Genomic DNA, 19,345 nt, shown 5'->3' on the forward strand with positions numbered 1-19,345 from the left:
GACATTCAGATGCCTCATACACGGCACGGCGGTCCGTACCCGTCAGTAGGGGTACGGACCGCCTCGCCCGGAAGCCCGGATCACTCGATTTCGTCACTGTGCGTTGCGCACAGTTGACCTCGGCGTGTCACTCGTCAAGTGAGTCGAGGGCCTTTCCGATGAGCGCCGCACGGTCGGCGGCCGCGGAGACGTGCTCCAGGCCGAAGCCCAGCAGCACGGTGTCGTCCGTGGTGACCGCTCCGTACGTCTGGAACAGCGCTCCGGTGCGCGCCCAGTCCTTGAGTGCGGCCGGGCTGCCCGCGGGCGGTCCGGTCACCTTCCAGGCGCCGAGCGACGTCTCGAAGCCCTCGGTCTCGGTCGCCGTACCGCCGACGACGAGCGAGGTCTCGTCGGCGAGGACGCCGTGACCGCCGGAGGACGGGTCGGTGACGTAGCTGATCGAGAGCTCGACCGACTTGCCGGCGTACGCGCTCAGGTCGAAGTTGAGCTGCTTCCAGCCCTCGGACGCACCGGTGAGGGCGTTCCACGAGCCGCTGCTGCCGGTCGCGGTGCAGCCGCCGGCGGCCACGCCGAGGTAGTGGGCCAGCCAGGGGTGCTCGGCCACGTAGACCCCGGCCTCGCAGTCGGCCGGCACGGTGGTGCTGGTGGCTCCGCCCGCCTCGGGGAGGGTCGTCCAGTCCGCGGCCCCGGTGGTGTGGGCCTCGACCAGGACGTTGTCGTAGCCGGGCTCGACGTCCCACAGCAGCTGGGTGCGCAGGGTCGGCTTGTCCGCCGCGGTCACTCCGGTGAGGTCGACGGTCCTGGTCAGCCGCTTGTAGGCGTCGTCGGTGTGGACGGCGGCCGCCATGGAGGAGCCCGCGTACGGCCCGTACGGGTTGACGGTCCCGGCGAACCGGCCCGCGCCCGCGCTGGCGAACTGCGGGTACGTGGCGGCGGGCAGCTCGTCCGAGGTGACCCCGTAGGTGCCGGCCTTGTCCAGCGGGTTGCCGGTGGCGTCGCCGAGCGCTCCGGTGAAGCCGCCGAGCTTGCCGGAGCCGGTGAAGCCGGTGGCCCCCGGAGTCGACGTACGGGAGTAGGCGCCCAGGTAGTACTGGCTGAAGTCGTTCGACAGGGTGCCGCCGCCGAGGTCGACGGCGCCGCCCGCCTGCTCGCCCGCTTCCAGCAGCTTGCCGCCCTCGTTGAGGAAGGCGCGCAGTTGCAGCTGGGTGGCGTTGCCGGGGACGTTCGCGCCGGTGTAGTGGACGACGGTACCGAAGTGGCTCAGCACGCCGAGTGCGTCGGGCACGCCCTGTGTGGCGACGTCCCAGACGACCGCCTTGCGGCCGTCGGCCTTGAGCGCGTCGACGTACTTCTGCGCGTGCGTGGCGGTGGCGCCTTCCTCGGCGACCACGAGGACGTCCGCGCGCGGCCGCTGCGCCACCGTGTAGGTGAAGTGCTCACTGGAGACGCGCTTTCCGCTCCTCGTCCTGCCGGTGAACCACACCTCGACCTTGTCACCCGGGTCGGCCCCGGCGATCTTGGCCCGGTACTGGTCGAAGTACAGGTTGTCCGCACCGCCGTACGTCTCGCCGCCCCTCCAGGGCCGCAGCGCCCGGTCGTGCGTACGGCCGCCGTTGACGCGGTACTTGAGCTCCTTGTCGCGCACGGACTTGCGTACGACGACGGAGACCTTCTGGTCGGCGCCGCGGGAGTACGACGTGGTGAACGGCGCCGGGGTGAAGTCGGCGGCCTTGAGGCCCACCGAGGACGACGGCTGGTCGGGGTGCCTCGCCGTCTCGGCGACGGAGAGCGCGAACGGGATGTTCTTGGCGAACTCCTGCTGGATCAGCTTCTCGTCGTCCGGGAAGTTGAAGACCGACTGGCAGTCCCGCGCGTTCCACTGGTCGTTCGGGTCGATGTTCGACGCGGTCTGGCAGGTCGACATCTCGGGCGTGAACATCGCGATGCCGTTGACGTTGCCGGCGTGTCCGTCGGCCTCGCCGTTGGTCGTGTACAGCTCCGAGGAGACCTGCGGGTGGTAGCCGGGGACCGCGGGGTTGTCCGGCGTGCCGGCGAGCGCCTTGTAGAGGACGTCGTCCGGGGTGTCGGTGGCGACCTGCCAGCCGACGCCGTAGAGGATGAGTTCGGCCGCGGAGTGGTAGTTGATGCCGTAGTCGAAGCCGATACGGCGTTCGAAGGCGTCCAGCGCCTTGGTCTCGGGCTCGGAGGCCGGGGACGCGCCGCGGTAGGTCTCGCTGGTGGGGTTGGGGGACGAACCCTCGTCGTCGTAGCCCCACTTGTAGGGGAAGTTGCGGTTGAGGTCGACGCCGTCGCCGGTGCTGATGGCACCGTCGCCGTTGACGTCCCGCAGGTTCTTGCGCCACAGGCGGGTGGTGGAGTCCCGGAAGGTGTAGTCGTAACCGTCGGGGTTGGCCGACAGGACGAACCACAGCTCGGTCGAGTCGACGATCTTCTTGACCCGCTTGTCCGTCTTGTAGTTGTCCAGGTAGTAGTGCATCAGACGCCGGGTCATCTCCGGCGTGATCCACTCGCGCGCGTGCTGGTTGGAGAGATAGAGAACGGAGGGCTTGGAGCCGTCCTTCGTCTTCTTGGCGTTCTTGGTGAGCTTGAGCGCCAGGATGTCCTGGCCGCCCACCGTCTTGCCGATGGAGACGACCTTGGTGAGGCCGGGGTTCTCCTGTCCGGTCCGGACGATCTCCTCCTTGAGCCCACCGCTGCCGCTGTACGGGCGGTACACGCCCTCCGCGGCCTTCTCGGTACGCGCCTCGGCCCTGGCGGAGAGGCTGTGCTCGGTGAGCTCGACGCCCTGCTTCTCGAGTTTCTGGGCCTGGTCGTCGGTGAGGTAGACCTCGACGGTGGCCGTGCCCTTCTCGGGCGCCTGCTCACTGAGTTCGTGGCCGTCCTGGCCGGCCGCCAGCAGCAGGGGTATCTGCTTCTTGGTGACCTCGGCGCGGAACACCTTGACCTCGTTCGGGTCGGTGTCCTGTGAACTTCCTTGCTGCGCCTGGGCGATGGGTGCGATGCTCGCTCCGCCTATCAGGAGCGCGCCGACAGCGAGGATCGATCTCGCTCTATGTCTCATGAACCCCCCTAGCAGTGGTCCGCCACAGCAGCGAACACATGCCAGGCTCATGACAGTTCATGATCCAGTCAAGGGTGCGTCATGGACGTGAAAACGCCGGTGCCGACGGCCCAAGTGGGCCTCGGCACCGGCGTTTTGGGGCTTGCTGTACGACCGTGTCGTCTTGCGCTACGACCGTGTGGTCTCGCGGTACGACCGTGCCGTACGGCCCGTCAGCCCGCGAGGTTGTCCGCCAGTTCCTCGCTGAGGTTGGCCTCCGTGCCCGGGATGCCGAGATCCTGGGCCCGCTTGTCGGCCATGGCCAGCAGTCGGCGGATACGGCCGGCGACGGCGTCCTTGGTCAGCGGCGGGTCGGCGAGGGCACCCAGCTCTTCGAGGGAGGCCTGCTTGTGCTCCATGCGCAGGCGTCCGGCTGCGGCGAGGTGCTCGGGTACCTCCTCACCGAGGATCTCCAGCGCACGCTGCACCCGTGCGCCGGCGGCGACGGCCGCGCGGGCCGAGCGGCGGAGGTTGGCGTCGTCGAAGTTGGCGAGACGGTTCGCCGTGGCGCGCACCTCGCGGCGCATCCGGCGCTCCTCCCAGGCCAGCACCGACTCGTGCGCGCCGAGCCGGGTCAGCAGGGCGCCGATCGCGTCGCCGTCCCGGACGACCACACGGTCCACACCGCGCACCTCGCGGGCCTTGGCGGCGATCGACAGCCGGCGGGCGGCGCCGACCAGGGCGAGCGCTGCCTCGGGGCCGGGGCAGGTCACCTCCAAGGAGGACGAGCGGCCGGGCTCGGTGAGCGAGCCGTGTGCGAGGAAGGCGCCGCGCCAGGCGGCCTCGGCGTCACAGGTGGCCCCGGAGACCACCTGCGGGGGCAGGCCGCGGATCGGGCGGCCCCGCCCGTCGACCAGGCCGGTCTGGCGGGCCAGCTGGTCACCGCCCGCGACCACGCGCACGACGTAGCGCGAACCGCGGCGCAGGCCGCCCGGAGCCATCACGATCAGCTCGGAGCTGTGGCCGAAGATCTCCAGGATGTCCCGCTTGAGCCGGCGGGCCGCCATCGCGGTGTCCAGCTCCGCCTCGATCACGATGCGTCCGCTGACCAGGTGGAGGCCGCCGGCGAACCGCAGGATGGCGGAGACCTCCGCCTTCCTGCAGCAGGTCCGGGTGACGGGGAGCCGGGAGATCTCATCCTTCACCGCTGCCGTCATCGCCATGGGCCGATCCTTCCATGCATCCGAAAAATACGGTCGTACGCGGCGGCCAGCAGCTCCGGGTCGTGCCGGGGCGTCCCGTCCCTCCGGGCCACCGGGGCCAGCTCGACCGCGGCACCGAGCCGCTTGGCGGCCTCGGTGAGCACATCCCGGTCCGGCACGGCGGCCTCGTCGGCCAGCACCACGTCCAGGGCGAGTTTAGGGGCGTGTCGTCCCAAAACCTCCAAATGACGCTGCGGGGAGAAGCCTTCGGTTTCTCCCGGCTGCGGGGCGAGGTTCAGCGAGAGTACCCGGCGCGCCTTCGTCTCGATCAGGGCGTCCAGGAGTTCCGGCACCAGCAGGTGCGGGATGACCGAGGAGAACCACGAGCCCGGGCCGAGCACCACCCAGTCCGCGTCCCGGACGGCGGCGACGGCCTCGGGAACGGCGGGCGGGTCGTGCGGGACGAGGTGCACCGACTGCACCTCGCCGGTGGTGAGGGCGACGGTGGCCTGGCCACGGACGGTGTCGACGTCCTCGGGCCGGTCCGGGTCGTGCCCCTTGACCAGGGCCTGCAGCTCCAGCGGCACGGCGGACATGGGCAGCACGCGCCCCTGCGCGCCGAGCAGCCGTCCGACCAGGTCGAGGGCCTGCACATGGTCACCCAGCTGCTCCCACAGGGCGACGATCAGCAGATTGCCGACCGCGTGGTCGTGCAGATCGCCCTTGGAGTGGAAGCGGTGCTGGATGACGCGGGCCCAGGTCTGGCCCCAGTCGTCGTCCCCGCACAGCGCGGCCAGCGCCTTGCGCAGGTCACCGGGCGGCAGCACGCCCAGCTCGTCGCGCAGGCGCCCGCTGGAGCCGCCGTCGTCGGCCACAGTGACGACGGCGGTGAGGTCGCCGGTGATCCGGCGCAGCGCGGCGAGCGAGGCGGACAGGCCCATGCCGCCGCCTAGGGCGACGACCTTGGGCTGGGTGCCCCGGCGCCGCGGCCGGGCACCGCGGGCCTCGGCGGGCCGGCCGGCACGCGACTCGGGCACCGCGCGGCGCAGCCTGCTCAGCCGGGGAGTACGTCCCGTCATTCGCGTCCCATGTCCCGGTGCACGACCACCGTCTCCACGCCCTGGGAGGCAAGGCGCGCTGCGAGCTTCTCCGATGTGGCGACCGAGCGGTGCTTGCCGCCGGTGCAGCCGACCGCGATCGTCACATACCGCTTGCCCTCACGGCGGTATCCGGCCGCGATCAGCTGGAGCAGCTCGGAGTAGCGGTCGATGAACTCCTTCGCACCGGGCTGGTTGAAGACGTACGCCGCCACCTCCTCGTTCAGGCCGGTGTAGGGGCGCAGCTCCGGAACCCAGTGCGGGTTGGGCAGGAACCGCATGTCCACGACCAGATCGGCGTCGACCGGGAGGCCGTACTTGAAGCCGAAGGACATGACGGTGGCCCGCAGCTCGGGCTCCTCCTCGCCGGCGAACTGGGCGTCCATCTTGGCCCGCAGCTCGTGCACATTGAGGCTGGAGGTGTCGATCACCAGATCGGCGTCACCGCGCAGCTCGCGCAGCAGCTCGCGCTCGGCGGCGATGCCGTCGACGATGCGGCCGTCGCCCTGGAGGGGGTGCGGCCGGCGCACCGACTCGAAGCGGCGCACCAGGGCGTCGTCGGAGGACTCCAGGAAGACGATCCGGCGCGTCACGCCCCGTGTGTCGAGGTCGGAGAGGGACTCGCGGAGATTGTCGAAGAAGCGCCGGCCCCGGACGTCGACGACCACCGCGATCCGGGCGACATTGCCCTGGGAGCGGGCGCCGAGCTCCACCATGGTGGGGATCAGCGCGGGCGGAAGGTTGTCGACGACGAACCAGCCGAGGTCCTCCAGACACTTGGCGGCCGTCGAGCGGCCCGCCCCGGACATGCCGGAGATGATCACCAGCTCCGGGATGGCCGCCTCGGGAAGTCCGGCCGTATCGCCGGTCGTGCCGGTACTCACCTGTGCTCCGTCTCCGTTTTGGCCTTGTTGCCCGTCGTGCTTGTTCACATTCATGTCTCCTGCCCCCGTCGCTCGTCCGGGGCGCCCGTCCGCACGGGCTCCCCGCTGGAACCCGTGGTGGCGGGTTCCTCTTCCATGATCTCTCCAGTCGCCGTGTTCACGGCGGGTGCGGCCGGTGCCGCCTGGGCCAGCGCCACGGCGATCGTCTCGGCCGTCTTGCGGCCTATGCCGGGCACCTCGCAGATCTGGTCGATGGTGGCGGATCGAAGTTTCTTCAATGAACCAAAATGTTTCAGCAGTGCCTGCTTGCGCGCATCTCCGAGCCCCGGCACGTCGTCCAGCGGGCTCGCCCGGAAACGTTTGGCCCGCTTCGTGCGCTGATAGGTGATCGCAAAACGGTGGGCCTCGTCGCGGACGCGCTGCAGCAGATAGAGGCCCTCGCTGGTGCGGGGCAGGACCACCGGGTCGTCATCGTCCGGCAGCCACACCTCCTCCAGGCGCTTGGCGAGGCCGCACACGGCGACGTCGTCGATCCCGAGCTCGTCGAGGGCCCTCTTGGCGGCCGCGACCTGGGGCTGCCCACCGTCGACGACGACGAGCTGCGGCGGGTAGGCGAAGCGCTTGGGACGGCCGTCGTCGTCCTTGAGGCCGTTGGTGAGGGGGGCGTCGGACGAGGGGAGGGCGCTCTCGGCGTCGGAGGCCGCAAGGGCGTTCTCACCGTCGGCCCACTCCCCCGTCCTCTCCTTCTCGGCGAGATAGCGCTTGAAGCGCCGGGTGATGACCTCGTGCATGGAGCGGACGTCGTCCTGCCCCTCGAAGCCCTTGATCTGGAAGCGGCGGTACTCGCTCTTGCGCTGCAGCCCGTCCTCGAAGACGACCATGGAGGCCACGACGTCGTCGCCCTGGAGGTGCGAGATGTCGTAGCACTCGATCCGCAGGGGTGCGCTGTCCAGGTCGAGGGCGTCGGCGATCTCCTCCAGCGCGCGCGAGCGCGTGGTCAGGTCGGAGGCCCGCTTTGTCTTGTGCAGGACAAGAGCCTGCTTGGCGTTGCGCTCGACGGTCTCCATGAGGGCGCGCTTGTCACCGCGCTGCGGGATGCGCAGCGACACGTTCGAACCGCGTCGCCCGGTGAGCCACTCCTGCACCGGCTCGACCGGCTCGGGCAGGGCCGGGACGAGGACCTCCTTGGGCACGGCGTCCCCGATCTCCTCCCCGTAGAGCTGCTGGAGGGCGTGCTCCACGAGGGCGCCGGTGGTGATCTCCTCGACCTTGTCGGTGACCCAGCCGCGCTGGCCGCGTACCCGGCCGCCGCGCACGTGGAAGATCTGCACGGCCGCCTCCAGCTCGTCCTCGGCGACGGCGATGAGGTCGGCGTCGGTCGCGTCGGCGAGCACGACCGCGTTCTTCTCCATGGCCTTCTTCAGGGCCTCGATGTCGTCGCGCAGGCGGGCGGCCCGCTCGTACTCCATCTCCTCGGCCGCGTCCGTCATCTGCTTCTCGAGACGGCGCAGATAGGTGCCCGTGCGGCCGGTCATGAAGTCACAGAACTCCTCGGCCAGTTCACGGTGCTCCTCGGCGGAGACGCGGTCCACGCAGGGGGCGGAGCACTTGCCGATGTAGCCGAGCAGGCAGGGGCGGCCGGTACGGCTGGCGTTCTTGAACACGCCGGCCGAGCAGGTGCGCACGGGGAAGACGCGCAGGAGGAGGTCGACGGTGTCGCGGATGGCCCACGCATGCGCGTACGGACCGAAATACCTGACGCCCTTCTTCTTGTGACCGCGCATCACCTGGACGCGCGGGTACTCCTCGTTCATCGTCACCGCGAGGTACGGGTAGCTCTTGTCGTCGCGGTACTTGACGTTGAACCGGGGGTCGAACTCCTTGATCCAGGAGTACTCCAGCTGCAGGGCCTCGACCTCCGTGGACACCACGGTCCACTCCACGGACGCGGCCGTCGTGACCATCGTGCGGGTGCGCGGGTGGAGGCCCGCCAGGTCCTGGAAGTAGTTCGCCAGGCGCTGGCGCAGGCTCTTCGCCTTTCCGACGTAGATCACCCGGCGGTGCTCGTCGCGGAATCGGTACACCCCGGGAGAGTCCGGGATCTGTCCCGGCTTGGGGCGGTAGCTGGAGGGATCGGCCATGTCTCACACCCTACTGGCGAGGGGTGACAGTCCGGCGAGGCTGTGGACAACCACGTTCCGCGCTTGGGGATCACCGACGGTCGTGTCCGTCCCACCGGCGCCGTTGCCGATGAGAACGCCGGTGTCGTGTACCCGGTGTCCGCCGTCAGGGTGAGCGGACTGACGCCCGGGGCCGCCGCGGCGATCTCTGGAGCGAGCTCGCTCCCTGCGAGGCACCCGCGGGTCACTCGTGCCGGCCGGAGAGGCGCGCGTGCGCGGGTCGGCGCCGCACGCTTCAGGACGTCCATGCGGCTGTCGTCTCTTGGATGACGGCCCCCGGTTCCTGGCAGCCTCGTGCTCTCCGCCGGACGGCGACGGACCACGGCACCTTGAGACAGCTGCACCGTCGACGGCATCGCGACTCGGCCAGGCAGTGCCACGGTTGGGCATCAGGTGTTGTCGGGACTTTGTCAACACGCTTCAATGCGGGGGAACTCGGGGCCGTGAACGACGGCGTACGGATGTGAAGACCCCTGCCCTGCCGACGGGGTGGCCCCGACGAGTCGTGCGAACGGTCCGACCAGCCGTTGTGATCAACCACAGAAAGGCCCCTGCATGCCGCACGCCACACAGCACGCGGACATCCCTGCCGTCGCCACCGCGGAACTGGACACGGCCCTGCGAGGCGGCCCCTTCCACGTCGCCCTGCGCGCCGCGATAGCCGCCCGGGGACTGCCGCTGCAGCGCGTGCAGCACCATCTGTCGCGTCGCGGCGTGAAGGTGGGCGTCACCAGCCTGAGCTACTGGCAACAGGGGGCGCGCCGGCCGCAGCGCCCCGAGTCACTGCGTGCGGTGCGGGCGCTTGAGGAGATACTCCAGCTGCCGGAGGAGTCCCTGATCCGGCTGCTCGCCGAGGCCGACGACCACTCGGCCCTTCAGCGGCCCGCGGCCCGCTCCTACCGCTCCCTGGTGGAGGCCTCGGGTGTCCTGGAGCAGTTGCTGGCCGAGCTGGACTGGTCGGTCGACGGCGGCGTGCACACCCTCGCCCACCACGAGCGGGTACGGATCGGCGCGCGCCGCGAGCTGGCGGGGCGCGAGTCGCATCACATCGTGCGCGCCCACAAGGACGGCGTGGACCGCTTCGTCGCCGTCCATCACGGCGACCCGGGGTGCGTGCCGGAGCACATGACGGTGCGGGCCCTGGAGAACTGCCGCAGGGGACGGGTCCGGTGGCACCACGACACCGGGGTCCTCGTGGCCGAAATGCTCTTCGACAGGCGTTTGCGGGCCGGAGACACCTACCTCTTCCGTTACGGCGTCGACGACGGCACGGCCGATGTGTCCCGCGAATACGCCCGTGGCTTTCCTCTCGCGGGCGGCCAGTACGCCCTCCAGGTCCGGTTCACCGAGAACGTCCTCCCGGTCCGCTGCCACCGCTTCGCCCAGCACTCGGCCGCAGCGCCCCGCAGCGGCCGCCAAGGGCTGGCCATCAGCGGTCTGCATCATTCCGTCCACCTTGTCGAGCCCCGGGTGCGGACAGGAATCGTGGGCATCGGGTGGGAGTGGGACTGAGGCGCCGTCGCTCCCCGCCGGCCTCGGCCCTGCTGACCGCCGGCTACTGACCCAACCCCTGCTTGACGTTCCCCTGGGCAGGCCGGGAAGGACGTAAACGATTGCGCAAGCGTTTACGTCGGGCTCCGAATGGGATACGTTTCCCCGCCAGAAGACCGCCGCGCCCCGGAGAGGGGCGCGGCACCGGCGGAACAGGGAGGGGATCCGGATGGCGACCATGGCCGACGTCGCGCGGCGCGCCGGCGTATCCGTGGCCACCGTCTCCCATGTGCTGAACGGCACCCGGCCGGTGCTGCCCCACACCCGCCAGGCGGTGCTCGACGCCATGGACGAGCTCGGCTACACACCGAACACCCTCGCCCGTTCCCTGGTGACCGCCCGAACCCGGTCCATAGGCCTCGCGGTGTCGGCGATCAGTAATCCGTACTTCACGGAGATACTCCAGGGCGTCGAGACCGCGGCCCTCGAACACGGCTACAGCCTGCTCATCGCCGACCCGCACGACGATCCGGTGCATGAACGCAAGGTCGTCCAGCTGCTGCACGAACGCCGGGTGGACGGCATGATCGTCGCCCCCTCCGCCGAGCCCCGGGACCTCGTCGCCTACCTAGGGCGCCACCAGGTGCCGACCGTCCTCCTCGACCGCGTCGTCGACACCTCGGCGGACGGCTCACCGCTCTTCGACCAGGTCTGCGCCGACAGCGCCGAACCCGTGACCCGGTTGGTCACTCACCTCGCCGGACTCGGCCACCGGCGGATCGCCCTGGTCGCCGGCCTGCCCGGGCTGAGCACGACCCGCGAACGGCTCACCGGATATCGGGACGGCCTGGCGGCCACCGGGCTCCCCTACGACGAACACCTCGTCGTGCACGGAAACTCCGAGTCGGCCGGCGCCGAGCAGGCCACCGCCGCACTGCTGACCCTCGCCGCGCCGCCCACCGCGCTCGTCACCGCCAACAACGCCATGACGATCGGCGCCCTGCGTGCCTTGCGTGACCGCGGCATGTCCGTGCCCGACGACATCGCACTGTGCTGCTTCGACGACTTCGCCTGGGCCGATCTGTTCTCGCCCCGGCTCACCGCCATAGCCCAGCCCAGCAGGGACATCGGTGCTGCGGCGGTCCGTGTGCTGCTGGACCGCCTCGCGTCGCCGGACCGGCCTGCCCGGACCGTGCGTCTTCCCTGCGCCTTTGTGCATCGCACGTCCTGCGGTTGCGCCGAACAGCCGCGGCGGCCCGAGCGAGCGGGGCGATCCGAGAACGCCGAGACACTCGGGGCACTCGCGCGGCCGGCGATACCCCCGAGCCCGGAGATGCCCACGGGGTCGGAGAAGCCCGAGGGCGCCGCAAAGCCTCCGCCATCCGACAGTCCCGAACAGCCCGTGTCGTCCGTGAAAGGAACCGTCTCGTGATCGTCGTCGCCGGTGAGGCCCTGATCGACCTGGTACCGCAGGGCCCGGGCGCCCTTGCGGGTCTGAAGCCGGCGCTCGGCGGCGGCCCGTACAACACCGCGGTGGCCCTCGGCCGGCTCGGCTCACCCACCGCCTTCTGCTCCCGCACGTCCTACGACGCCTTCGGTGAGGCCCTGCTCGACGGGCTGCGGGAGGCCGGAGTGGACGTGTCGGCCGTGCAGCGCGGCATGGAGCCGACCACCCTCGCGGTCGCGACCATCGACGCGAACGGGTCGGCCGCCTACTCCTTCTATGTGGAGGACACCGCCGACCGGCTCTTCACGGCACCCCAGGAGCTTCCCGCGCAGGCGCGCGCGGTGTCCTTCGGTACCTGCTCGCTCGTCCTGGAACCGGGGGCGAGCGCCTATGAGGAGCTGATGCGGAGCGCGGCCGGGCAAGGGGTCTTCACCGCGCTCGACCCGAACATCCGGGCCGGGCTGATCCCCGACCCGGACGGCTACCGGGCGCGGTTCAAGAGCTGGCTGCCCTCCGTGTCGCTGCTGAAGCTGTCCGAGGAGGACGCGCTCTGGCTGGGCGGCACTCCGCGCGAGTGGCTGGCCGCGGGACCTGCGGCCGTCGTGATCACTCAGGGCGGTGACGGGCTGACGGCCTTCACGCAGGACGGCGCGGTGCATGTCGTGCCGGGCGAGGAGGTCGACGTCGTGGACACGATCGGTGCGGGCGACACCGTGAACGCGGCCCTGTTGCACGGCCTTGCCGCCCAGGACGCCCTGTCCGCCGAGGCGCTCGTGGGACTCGGCGCCGACGGCTGGACACGGCTGCTGCGGTTCGCGGCGCGGGCTGCCGCGATCACCTGCTCCCGGGCGGGGGCTGAGCCGCCGTACGCCTCCGAACTCGGGGACTTCTAGGAGGCGTTGTGTTCCGTTCCATTCCGCTGTTGAGGAGTCAAGGTTCGTCGCAGCCGCAGGGATCGGGCGGCTGATGAGGGAACGTGCGGCGCCCCGCGGGGAGTTCCCGCGGGGCGCCGCACTTTTCGGTTTCTGGTCGGGCTCGTTGCTCGGGAGCCTCAGGCCTTGCGGGCCCGCGTCGTCTTCTTCGCGGTCGCCGCTTTCTTCGTGGTCCCGGTGGCCTTGCCGGTCGCCTTGTCGGTGGCCTTGTTGTTGACCGTCTTCGCGGTCCTGGCGGTCGCCGTCTTCTTCGCCGTCGTTGCCGCCGCGACCGTCTTCCGGGCCGCCGTCCTGCGCGGGGCCTTCACCGAGGCCGCGTCGCTGATCCGGTCGGCGTCGAGGATCTCGCGCAGGAACTTGCCGGTGTGGCTGGCGGGCACCGCCGCGACCTGCTCAGGTGTGCCCTCGGCGACGACGAGGCCGCCTCCGGCGCCGCCCTCGGGGCCCATGTCCACGATCCAGTCGGCGGTCTTGATCACGTCGAGGTTGTGCTCGATGACGATGACCGTGTTGCCCTTGTCGACCAGGCCGGAGAGGACCTTCAGCAGCTTGCTGATGTCCTCGAAGTGCAGACCGGTGGTCGGCTCGTCCAGGACGTAGACCGTGCGGCCGGTGGAGCGCTTCTGGAGCTCGCTGGCGAGCTTGACGCGCTGAGCCTCACCGCCGGACAGGGTGGTCGCGGACTGGCCGAGGCGGACATAGCCGAGACCGACGTCGTTCAGCGTCTTGAGGTGGCGGTTGATCGCCGGGACGGCCTCGAAGAAGGTCATGGCCTCTTCGATGGGCATGTTCAGGACCTCGGAGATGGACTTGCCCTTGTAGTGGACCTCCAGGGTCTCCCGGTTGTACCGGGCGCCGTGGCAGACCTCGCACGGGACGTACACGTCCGGGAGGAAGTTCATCTCGATCTTGATGGTGCCGTCGCCCGCGCAGTTCTCGCAGCGGCCACCCTTGACGTTGAAGGAGAAACGGCCGGGCATGTAGCCGCGGACCTTCGCCTCGGTCGTCTCGGCGAACAGCTTGCGGATGTGGTCGAAGACGCCGGTGTACGTCGCCGGGTTCGACCGCGGGGTGCGGCCGATGGGCGACTGGTCGACGTGCACGACCTTGTCGACGAGGTCGTCGCCGTCCACGCGCGTGTGCCGCCCGGGGACGTTGCGCGCGCCGTTGAGTTCGCGGGCCAGGTGCGTGTACAGGATGTCGTTGACCAGCGTCGACTTGCCCGAGCCGGACACGCCGGTGACCGCGGTGAACACGCCCAGCGGGAACGAGACGTCGATGTCCTGGAGGTTGTTCTCCCGGGCGCCGTGCACCGTGAGCAGCCGGGACGGGTCGTGCGGGCGGCGGATGTCGGGCAGCGGGATGGACTTCTTGCCGGACAGGTACTGGCCGGTCTGCGACTCGGCGTTGACGAGCAGTTCCTTCAGGGAGCCGCTGTGCACGACCTTGCCGCCGTGCTCGCCGGCGCCGGGGCCGATGTCGACGACCCAGTCGGCGGTCTTGATGGTGTCCTCGTCGTGCTCGACGACGATGAGGGTGTTGCCCATGTCGCGCAGCCGGACGAGGGTCTCGATGAGCCGGTGGTTGTCGCGCTGGTGCAGGCCGATGGACGGCTCGTCGAGGACGTACAGGACGCCGACGAGGCCGGAGCCGATCTGGGTGGCCAGGCGGATGCGCTGGGCCTCGCCGCCGGAGAGGGTGCCCGCCGCACGGTTGAGCGAGAGGTAGTCCAGGCCGACGTCGACCAGGAACCGCAGCCGCTCGTTGACCTCCTTCAGCACACGCTCGGCGATCTTCTTGTCGCGGGCGTTGAGCTTCAGCTCGCCCAGGAAGTCCGCGCAGTCGCTGATGGACATCGCGGAGACCTCGGCGATCGACTTCTCCATGATCGTGACCGCGAGCACGATCGGCTTCAGGCGGGTGCCCTCACAGGTGGGGCAGGGCACCTCGCGCATGTAGCCCTCGAAGCGCTCCCGGCTGGCGTCGCTCTCGGCCTCGCTGTGCCGGCGCTTGACGAAGGGGACGGCGCCCTCGAAGGGAGTCGTGTACACGCGCTCGCGGCCGTACCGGTTGCGGTAGCGGACCTCGATCTGCGTCTTGTGGCCGTAGAGGAGGGCCTTCTTCGCGCGCTGCGGCAGGCCCGCGAAGGGGATGTCCGTGCGGAAGCCCAGCGCGTCCGCGAGAGCTCCGATCAGGCGGCCGAAGTAGTCCTTGGTGTGGCCGTGCGACCAGGGGTGGATGGCGCCCTCGTCGAGTGACTTCTCCTCGTCCGGGACGATCAGCTCGGGGTCGACCTCCATGCGCGTACCGATACCGGTGCACTCGGGGCAGGCGCCGAAGGGCGAGTTGAAGGAGAAGGAGCGCGGCTCCAGTTCCTCGAAGGAGAGGTCGTCGTACGGGCAGTACAGGTGCTCCGAGTACATGCGCTCGCGCTCGGGGTCGTCCTCGGGGAGGTCGACGAAGTCCAGGACGACCATGCCACCGGACAGGCCGAGGGCCGTCTCCACGGAGTCGGTGAGGCGGCGCTTGGCGGAGTCCTTCACCGTGAGGCGGTCGACGACCACCTCGATGGTGTGCTTCTCCTGCTTCTTCAGCGTGGGCGGGTTGGACAGCTGGATCGTCTCGCCGTCCACACGCGCGCGGGAGTAGCCCTTGGTCTGGAGGTCGGCGAAGAGGTCGACGAACTCTCCCTTGCGCTCGCGCACCAGCGGCGACAGCACCTGGAAGCGGCTCCCCTCCGGCAGCTCCAGGACCTTGTCGACGATGGCCTGCGGCGACTGGCGCGAGATCGGGCGGCCGCACTGGGGGCAGTGCGGCTTGCCGATGCGCGCGAAGAGCAGACGCAGATAGTCGTAGACCTCGGTGATGGTGCCGACCGTCGAGCGCGGGTTGCGCGAGGTCGACTTCTGGTCGATGGAGACCGCCGGGGACAGGCCCTCGATGAAGTCGACGTCCGGCTTGTCCATCTGGCCGAGGAACTGCCGGGCGTACGACGACAGCGACTCGACGTAGCGTCGCTGCCCCTCGGCGAAGATGGTGTCGAAGGCCAGCGAGGACTTGCCCGACCCCGACAGGCCCGTGAAGACGATGAGCGAGTCGCGCGGGAGGTCGAGCGAGACATTCCTGAGGTTGTGCTCGCGCGCTCCACGGACGATGAGACGGTCGGCCACGCCGGTCCGCACCTTTCTTGAGAGAAGTGACAGGGGGGCGAGGCCCCCGTGCTTTCCCGGATTCGAGGCCCCCGTGTTTTCTCAGACTAGGGGGAGCCACTGACAACGCCGGTCGGATTCCCGGATGCGACAACAATCCCGGGCCATCCAGCATGCCCGACGTCACGACCGACCCTATAGCACGCGCATTCGATTTACGGCACCCGTTCACCACCTTCACCCAAAGGTGTGGCAGGGCTAGTGTCAGCACCATGATTGATCACGCTCGTGACCTGGTGTCTGTACGTGAAGCGACCGACCGGCTGCTCACCGCAGCCGCCAAACTGGACAACGCGTCGGTGGCCGAGCCGTCACGGCTCCCCGGCTGGACCCGTGGCCACGTCCTCGCGCACCTCGCCCGCAATGCGGACGCCCTAGTGAACGTCCTCGAAGGGCGTCCCATGTACGTCTCCGGCACCGCGCGGGACGCCGACATCGAACGGGATGCCCCACGCCCTCTCGACGTCCAGCTCGCCGACGTGCGCGAGAGCGCGGCCCGCTTCCAGGAGACGGGAGCGGCGCCCGCGGACTGGTCGCGCACGGTTGAGCTGCGCAACGGGGTCACCGACGCGGCGGCCCGGGTGCCGTTCCGGCGGTGGGTCGAGGTGGAGCTGCACCACGTGGATCTCGGGATCGGGTACGAGCTGGAGGACCTGCCTGCGGAGTTCGTCGAGCGCGAGACCGACTTCCTCGCGGAGCGGTTCACCGGGCACCCCGATGTCCCGCCGACCCGGCTCACCGACGGCACGCGCGCGTGGAGCACGGGCCGGGAGGAGGACGCTGCCGAGGTCACCGTCCGAGGTCCCGCACCCGACCTGCTCGGCTGGCTCGCCGGGCGCCGCGACGGATCCGGCCTGAGCGTGGAGGGCGGCCCACTGCCGGCACTTCCTCCGCTGTAGCACAGCGGCCCCTGGGGCGCCTCGCCGCTGCAGCACCTGGGCGGTCCCGCCGGACCGCCTCGCCGGTAGTACGCGGACGGTCCCCGGGCCCCTCCTGGACAGCCCAGGGACCGCTCTGCCGCTATAGGCTGCCGACATGACGTACAGCGGACAGGTGACCGTCGGTGGCCCCGCCGACGTGCACGAACTCAAGGACCTGATGATCACCAAGATCGCGGTCGGCCCGATGGACAACAACGCCTATCTGCTGCGCTGCCGGGCCACGGACGAGCAGCTGCTGATCGACGCCGCCAACGACGCGGACGCGCTGCTCGGCATGATCGGTGGCGACGGCATCGCGTCCGTCGTCACCACACACCAGCACGGCGATCACTGGCAGGCGCTCGCCGCGGTCGTCGAGGCCACCGGCGCGCGCACGTATGCCGGACGCGACGACGCCGAGGGGATCCCGGTGCCGACCGACGTCCTGGTCGACGACGGTGACACCATCCGCGTGGGGCGGGTGGAGCTCGTCGCGCGCCACCTCGTCGGGCACACGCCGGGCTCGATCGCGCTCGTCTACGACGACCCGCACGGGCATCCCCATGTGTTCACCGGGGACTGCCTGTTCCCGGGCGGCGTGGGCAATACCCGTAAGGATCCGAAGGCGTTCGCCAGCCTGATCCACGACGTCGAGACGAAGATCTTCGACGTGCTGCCGGACGAGACGTGGGTCTACCCGGGGCACGGCAACGACACGACGCTGGGCGCGGAACGGCCGCATCTGCCGGAGTGGCACGCGCGGGGCTGGTGACCGCCGGGCCGGTGAACGCCCAACCGTCGAGCATGCGCGCCGCGCACTCCCCGCGCACGCGCCCCGTGTGAATGGTTCACACGCGCCGGTGCCATACGCGCGCTCCCGGCGGACGTTGTTGCGCAGTCAACTGGAAGCAGCCCCGCACAGGATGACGGCTCCTGAGCGGTACGGGCCGCCGGTCCCTCAATCCCCGCCCTCGACCGGCGGCCCCGGCGACAGCCGCGGGACGTTCACAAAAACGCAACACCCCTTCCCACTATGCGGACGATTACCGTCGCGACCTCGACAAACACGACGGTGTACTGTCAATCTCCCGCCATGCATCTCGCCCCTCGCGCGCTGCGTCGCGCCGTCGCCGTCGCAACGACAGCCCTCCTCGCCACCGCCCTCGGCTGTGCTCCGCAGCCCGAGGACAAGGCCGCCGGCACTCCGTCCGGGTCGGCCGGGAACACCTGCGCCAAGGGCAAGTTGGCCACCAAGACGTCCGGGAAGCTGACCATCGCCACGGACGAGCCGGCGTACGAGCCCTGGTTCAAGGACGACAAGCCCGCGGGCGGTGAGGGCTTCGAGTCGGCGGTCGCCTATGCCGTGGCCAAGCAGCTCGGCTACGACAAGAGCGCCGTTGTCTGGCAGAGCGTGCCGTTCAACAAGGCTTTCGCACCAGGCGAGAAGACCTTCGACTTCGACATCAACCAGGTGTCGATCAGCGACGAGCGCAAGAAGGCCGTGGACTTCTCCTCCGGCTACTACGACGTCCGCCAGGCCGTCATCGCGCTGAAGGGCACCAAGGCCGCGAGGGCGAAGAGCGTCGCGGAGCTCAAGGGCCTCAAGCTGGGCGCCCAGGTGGGCACCACCAGCCTCGACTACATCGACGACGTGGTGAAGCCGACCCAGCAGGCCGCCGCGTTCGCCAAGAACGACCAGGCCAAGTCCGCGCTGAAGAACGGTCAGGTCGACGCCGTCGTCGTCGACCTGCCGACCGCGTTCTACATCACCGCTGCCGAGGTGACGGACGCGACGATCGTCGGGCAGTTCGAGAACCAGGGTGGCAAGCCGGAGCAGTTCGGGCTCGTGCTCGACAAGGGAAGCGCGCTCACCGCGTGCGTGACGGACGCCGTGGACGCCCTGCGCAAGGACGGCACACTCTCCAAGCTCGAACAGCAGTGGCTGTCGGACGCCGTCGACGCTCCGGTGCTCAAGTGACGGTCACGAAGGAAGAGTCCGGCCAGGAGGGCGCGGACGACAACGGTGGCATGCCCGGCACGGGCGGTGACGGTTACGTCCCGTCGCAGCGGCGCCTCGAACGCGAGCGCTACAAGCGGGCTCGCGCCCGCCGCGCCACGGCGATCGCCGCTCTCTCCACCTTGGTCACCGGCGTCGTGCTGTACCTGGTCGTGGTCAACGCGCCGGGCTGGCCGCGTACCAAGGAGACGTTCTTCGACTGGGGGTACGCGCGCGAGGCGTTCCCCAAGGTCCTGGAAGGGCTGTGGCTCAACGTCCGGCTGCTGCTGATCTGCGGTGCGGCCGTGCTGGTCCTCGGCATGCTCATCGCCGTCGCCCGCACTCTGCGTGGCCCGGTGTTCTTCCCGCTGCGGGTGCTGGCGGCCGCGTACACGGACTTCTTCCGGGGCCTTCCGCTCATCATTAACCTCATGATCGTCGTCCTGGGCGTCCCCGCTCTTCGGCTGCAGGGCGTGACGGTCGATCCGGTGCTGCTGGGCGGTACGGCGCTGACGCTGACGTATTCGGCTTACGTCGCCGAGGTGTTCCGCGCCGGCATCGAGTCCGTTCACCCCTCACAGCGCGCGGCGGCGCGTTCGCTCGGCCTCACCAACCGGCAGGCGCTGCGGCATGTGGTCCTGCCCCAGGCCGTACGCCGTCAGGTGCCGCCCCTGCTGAACGACCTGGTGTCGCTGCAGAAGGACACCGGTCTGGTGTCGATCGGCGGTGCGGTGGACGCCGTACGGGCCGCGGACATCATCGTGGGCCGCAGCCTCAACTACACGCCGTACATCGTCGCGGGCCTGGTGTTCGTCGCGCTGACCATCCCGATGACCCGCTTCACGGACTGGGTGACGGCCCGGATGGACCGTAGGCGCGCCCAAGGAGGAGCCCTGTGAGCGACGCAAGATCCGAGAGCGACGCAC

General features: G+C 70.0%; 13 protein-coding genes. 7 read left to right on the plus strand and 6 right to left on the minus strand.

Features of this window, described 5'->3' with window-relative positions; genetic code table 11:
• Positions 1-127: 127 nt before the first annotated feature.
• The 5 genes from ACIBU0_RS23100 to uvrC form a co-directional block, all read right to left on the minus strand.
• A complete protein-coding gene (locus ACIBU0_RS23100) occupies positions 128-3,082 on the minus strand; it encodes a M14 family zinc carboxypeptidase (protein WP_398821234.1) in 2,955 nt (984 codons plus the stop codon).
• Positions 3,083-3,294: 212 nt separating this feature from the next.
• The gene (gene whiA, locus ACIBU0_RS23105; protein ID WP_190070616.1) at positions 3,295-4,284 is read right to left on the minus strand and encodes a DNA-binding protein WhiA; all 990 of its coding nucleotides are present in this window, start codon (positions 4,282-4,284) and stop codon (positions 3,295-3,297) included.
• Positions 4,275-5,342: a uridine diphosphate-N-acetylglucosamine-binding protein YvcK gene (gene yvcK / locus ACIBU0_RS23110; RefSeq protein WP_398821237.1), complete on the minus strand. Its 1,068-nt coding sequence runs from the start codon at positions 5,340-5,342 to the stop codon at positions 4,275-4,277. Before yvcK ends, whiA begins: the two co-directional genes overlap by 10 nt.
• Positions 5,339-6,298: an RNase adapter RapZ gene (gene rapZ / locus ACIBU0_RS23115; RefSeq protein ID WP_398821239.1), complete on the minus strand. Its 960-nt coding sequence runs from the start codon at positions 6,296-6,298 to the stop codon at positions 5,339-5,341. Before rapZ ends, yvcK begins: the two co-directional genes overlap by 4 nt.
• A complete protein-coding gene (gene uvrC, locus ACIBU0_RS23120) occupies positions 6,295-8,385 on the minus strand; it encodes an excinuclease ABC subunit UvrC (RefSeq protein ID WP_398821241.1) in 2,091 nt (696 codons plus the stop codon). Before uvrC ends, rapZ begins: the two co-directional genes overlap by 4 nt.
• Before the next feature lie 594 nt (positions 8,386-8,979).
• On the opposite strand from uvrC, the gene ACIBU0_RS23125 reads away from it, so the two are divergent.
• The 3 genes from ACIBU0_RS23125 to ACIBU0_RS23135 all read left to right on the plus strand — a co-directional run bounded on the left by ACIBU0_RS23125 (position 8,980) and on the right by ACIBU0_RS23135 (position 12,255).
• Positions 8,980-9,936: a hypothetical protein gene (locus ACIBU0_RS23125; RefSeq protein WP_398821243.1), complete on the plus strand. Its 957-nt coding sequence runs from the start codon at positions 8,980-8,982 to the stop codon at positions 9,934-9,936.
• A gap of 208 nt (positions 9,937-10,144) precedes the next feature.
• A complete protein-coding gene (locus ACIBU0_RS23130) occupies positions 10,145-11,347 on the plus strand; it encodes a substrate-binding domain-containing protein (protein WP_398821245.1) in 1,203 nt (400 codons plus the stop codon).
• On the plus strand, positions 11,344-12,255 hold the full coding sequence (locus ACIBU0_RS23135) for a carbohydrate kinase (RefSeq protein ID WP_398821247.1): 912 nt from the start codon (positions 11,344-11,346) through the stop codon (positions 12,253-12,255). The genes ACIBU0_RS23130 and ACIBU0_RS23135 overlap by 4 nt, the downstream gene beginning before the upstream one ends.
• A gap of 158 nt (positions 12,256-12,413) precedes the next feature.
• Here the strand turns inward: ACIBU0_RS23135 and uvrA are convergent, their stop codons facing one another.
• Positions 12,414-15,464, minus strand: coding sequence for an excinuclease ABC subunit UvrA (uvrA, locus tag ACIBU0_RS23140; RefSeq protein ID WP_398821249.1), 3,051 nt, complete (start codon positions 15,462-15,464; stop codon positions 12,414-12,416).
• A gap of 251 nt (positions 15,465-15,715) precedes the next feature.
• Here uvrA and ACIBU0_RS23145 point away from each other — a divergent pair, with 251 nt between their 5' ends.
• From ACIBU0_RS23145 to ACIBU0_RS23160, 4 genes are all read left to right on the plus strand, one after another.
• On the plus strand, positions 15,716-16,402 hold the full coding sequence (locus ACIBU0_RS23145) for a maleylpyruvate isomerase family mycothiol-dependent enzyme (RefSeq protein WP_398821251.1): 687 nt from the start codon (positions 15,716-15,718) through the stop codon (positions 16,400-16,402).
• Positions 16,403-16,538: 136 nt separating this feature from the next.
• Positions 16,539-17,195 carry an MBL fold metallo-hydrolase gene (locus tag ACIBU0_RS23150; protein ID WP_398821253.1) on the plus strand — a complete coding sequence of 219 codons (657 nt, stop codon included), beginning with the start codon at positions 16,539-16,541 and terminating at the stop codon, positions 17,193-17,195.
• A 321-nt stretch (positions 17,196-17,516) separates the two neighbouring features.
• Positions 17,517-18,401 carry an ABC transporter substrate-binding protein gene (locus ACIBU0_RS23155; RefSeq protein WP_398821255.1) on the plus strand — a complete coding sequence of 295 codons (885 nt, stop codon included), beginning with the start codon at positions 17,517-17,519 and terminating at the stop codon, positions 18,399-18,401.
• Positions 18,398-19,318, plus strand: coding sequence for an amino acid ABC transporter permease (locus tag ACIBU0_RS23160; RefSeq protein ID WP_398821257.1), 921 nt, complete (start codon positions 18,398-18,400; stop codon positions 19,316-19,318). Before ACIBU0_RS23155 ends, ACIBU0_RS23160 begins: the two co-directional genes overlap by 4 nt.
• The last annotated feature ends 27 nt before the right edge of the window (positions 19,319-19,345 follow it).

The organism is Streptomyces sp. NPDC049627 (genome assembly GCF_044465645.1).
Taxonomy (GTDB): Bacteria; Actinomycetota; Actinomycetes; order Streptomycetales; family Streptomycetaceae; genus Streptomyces.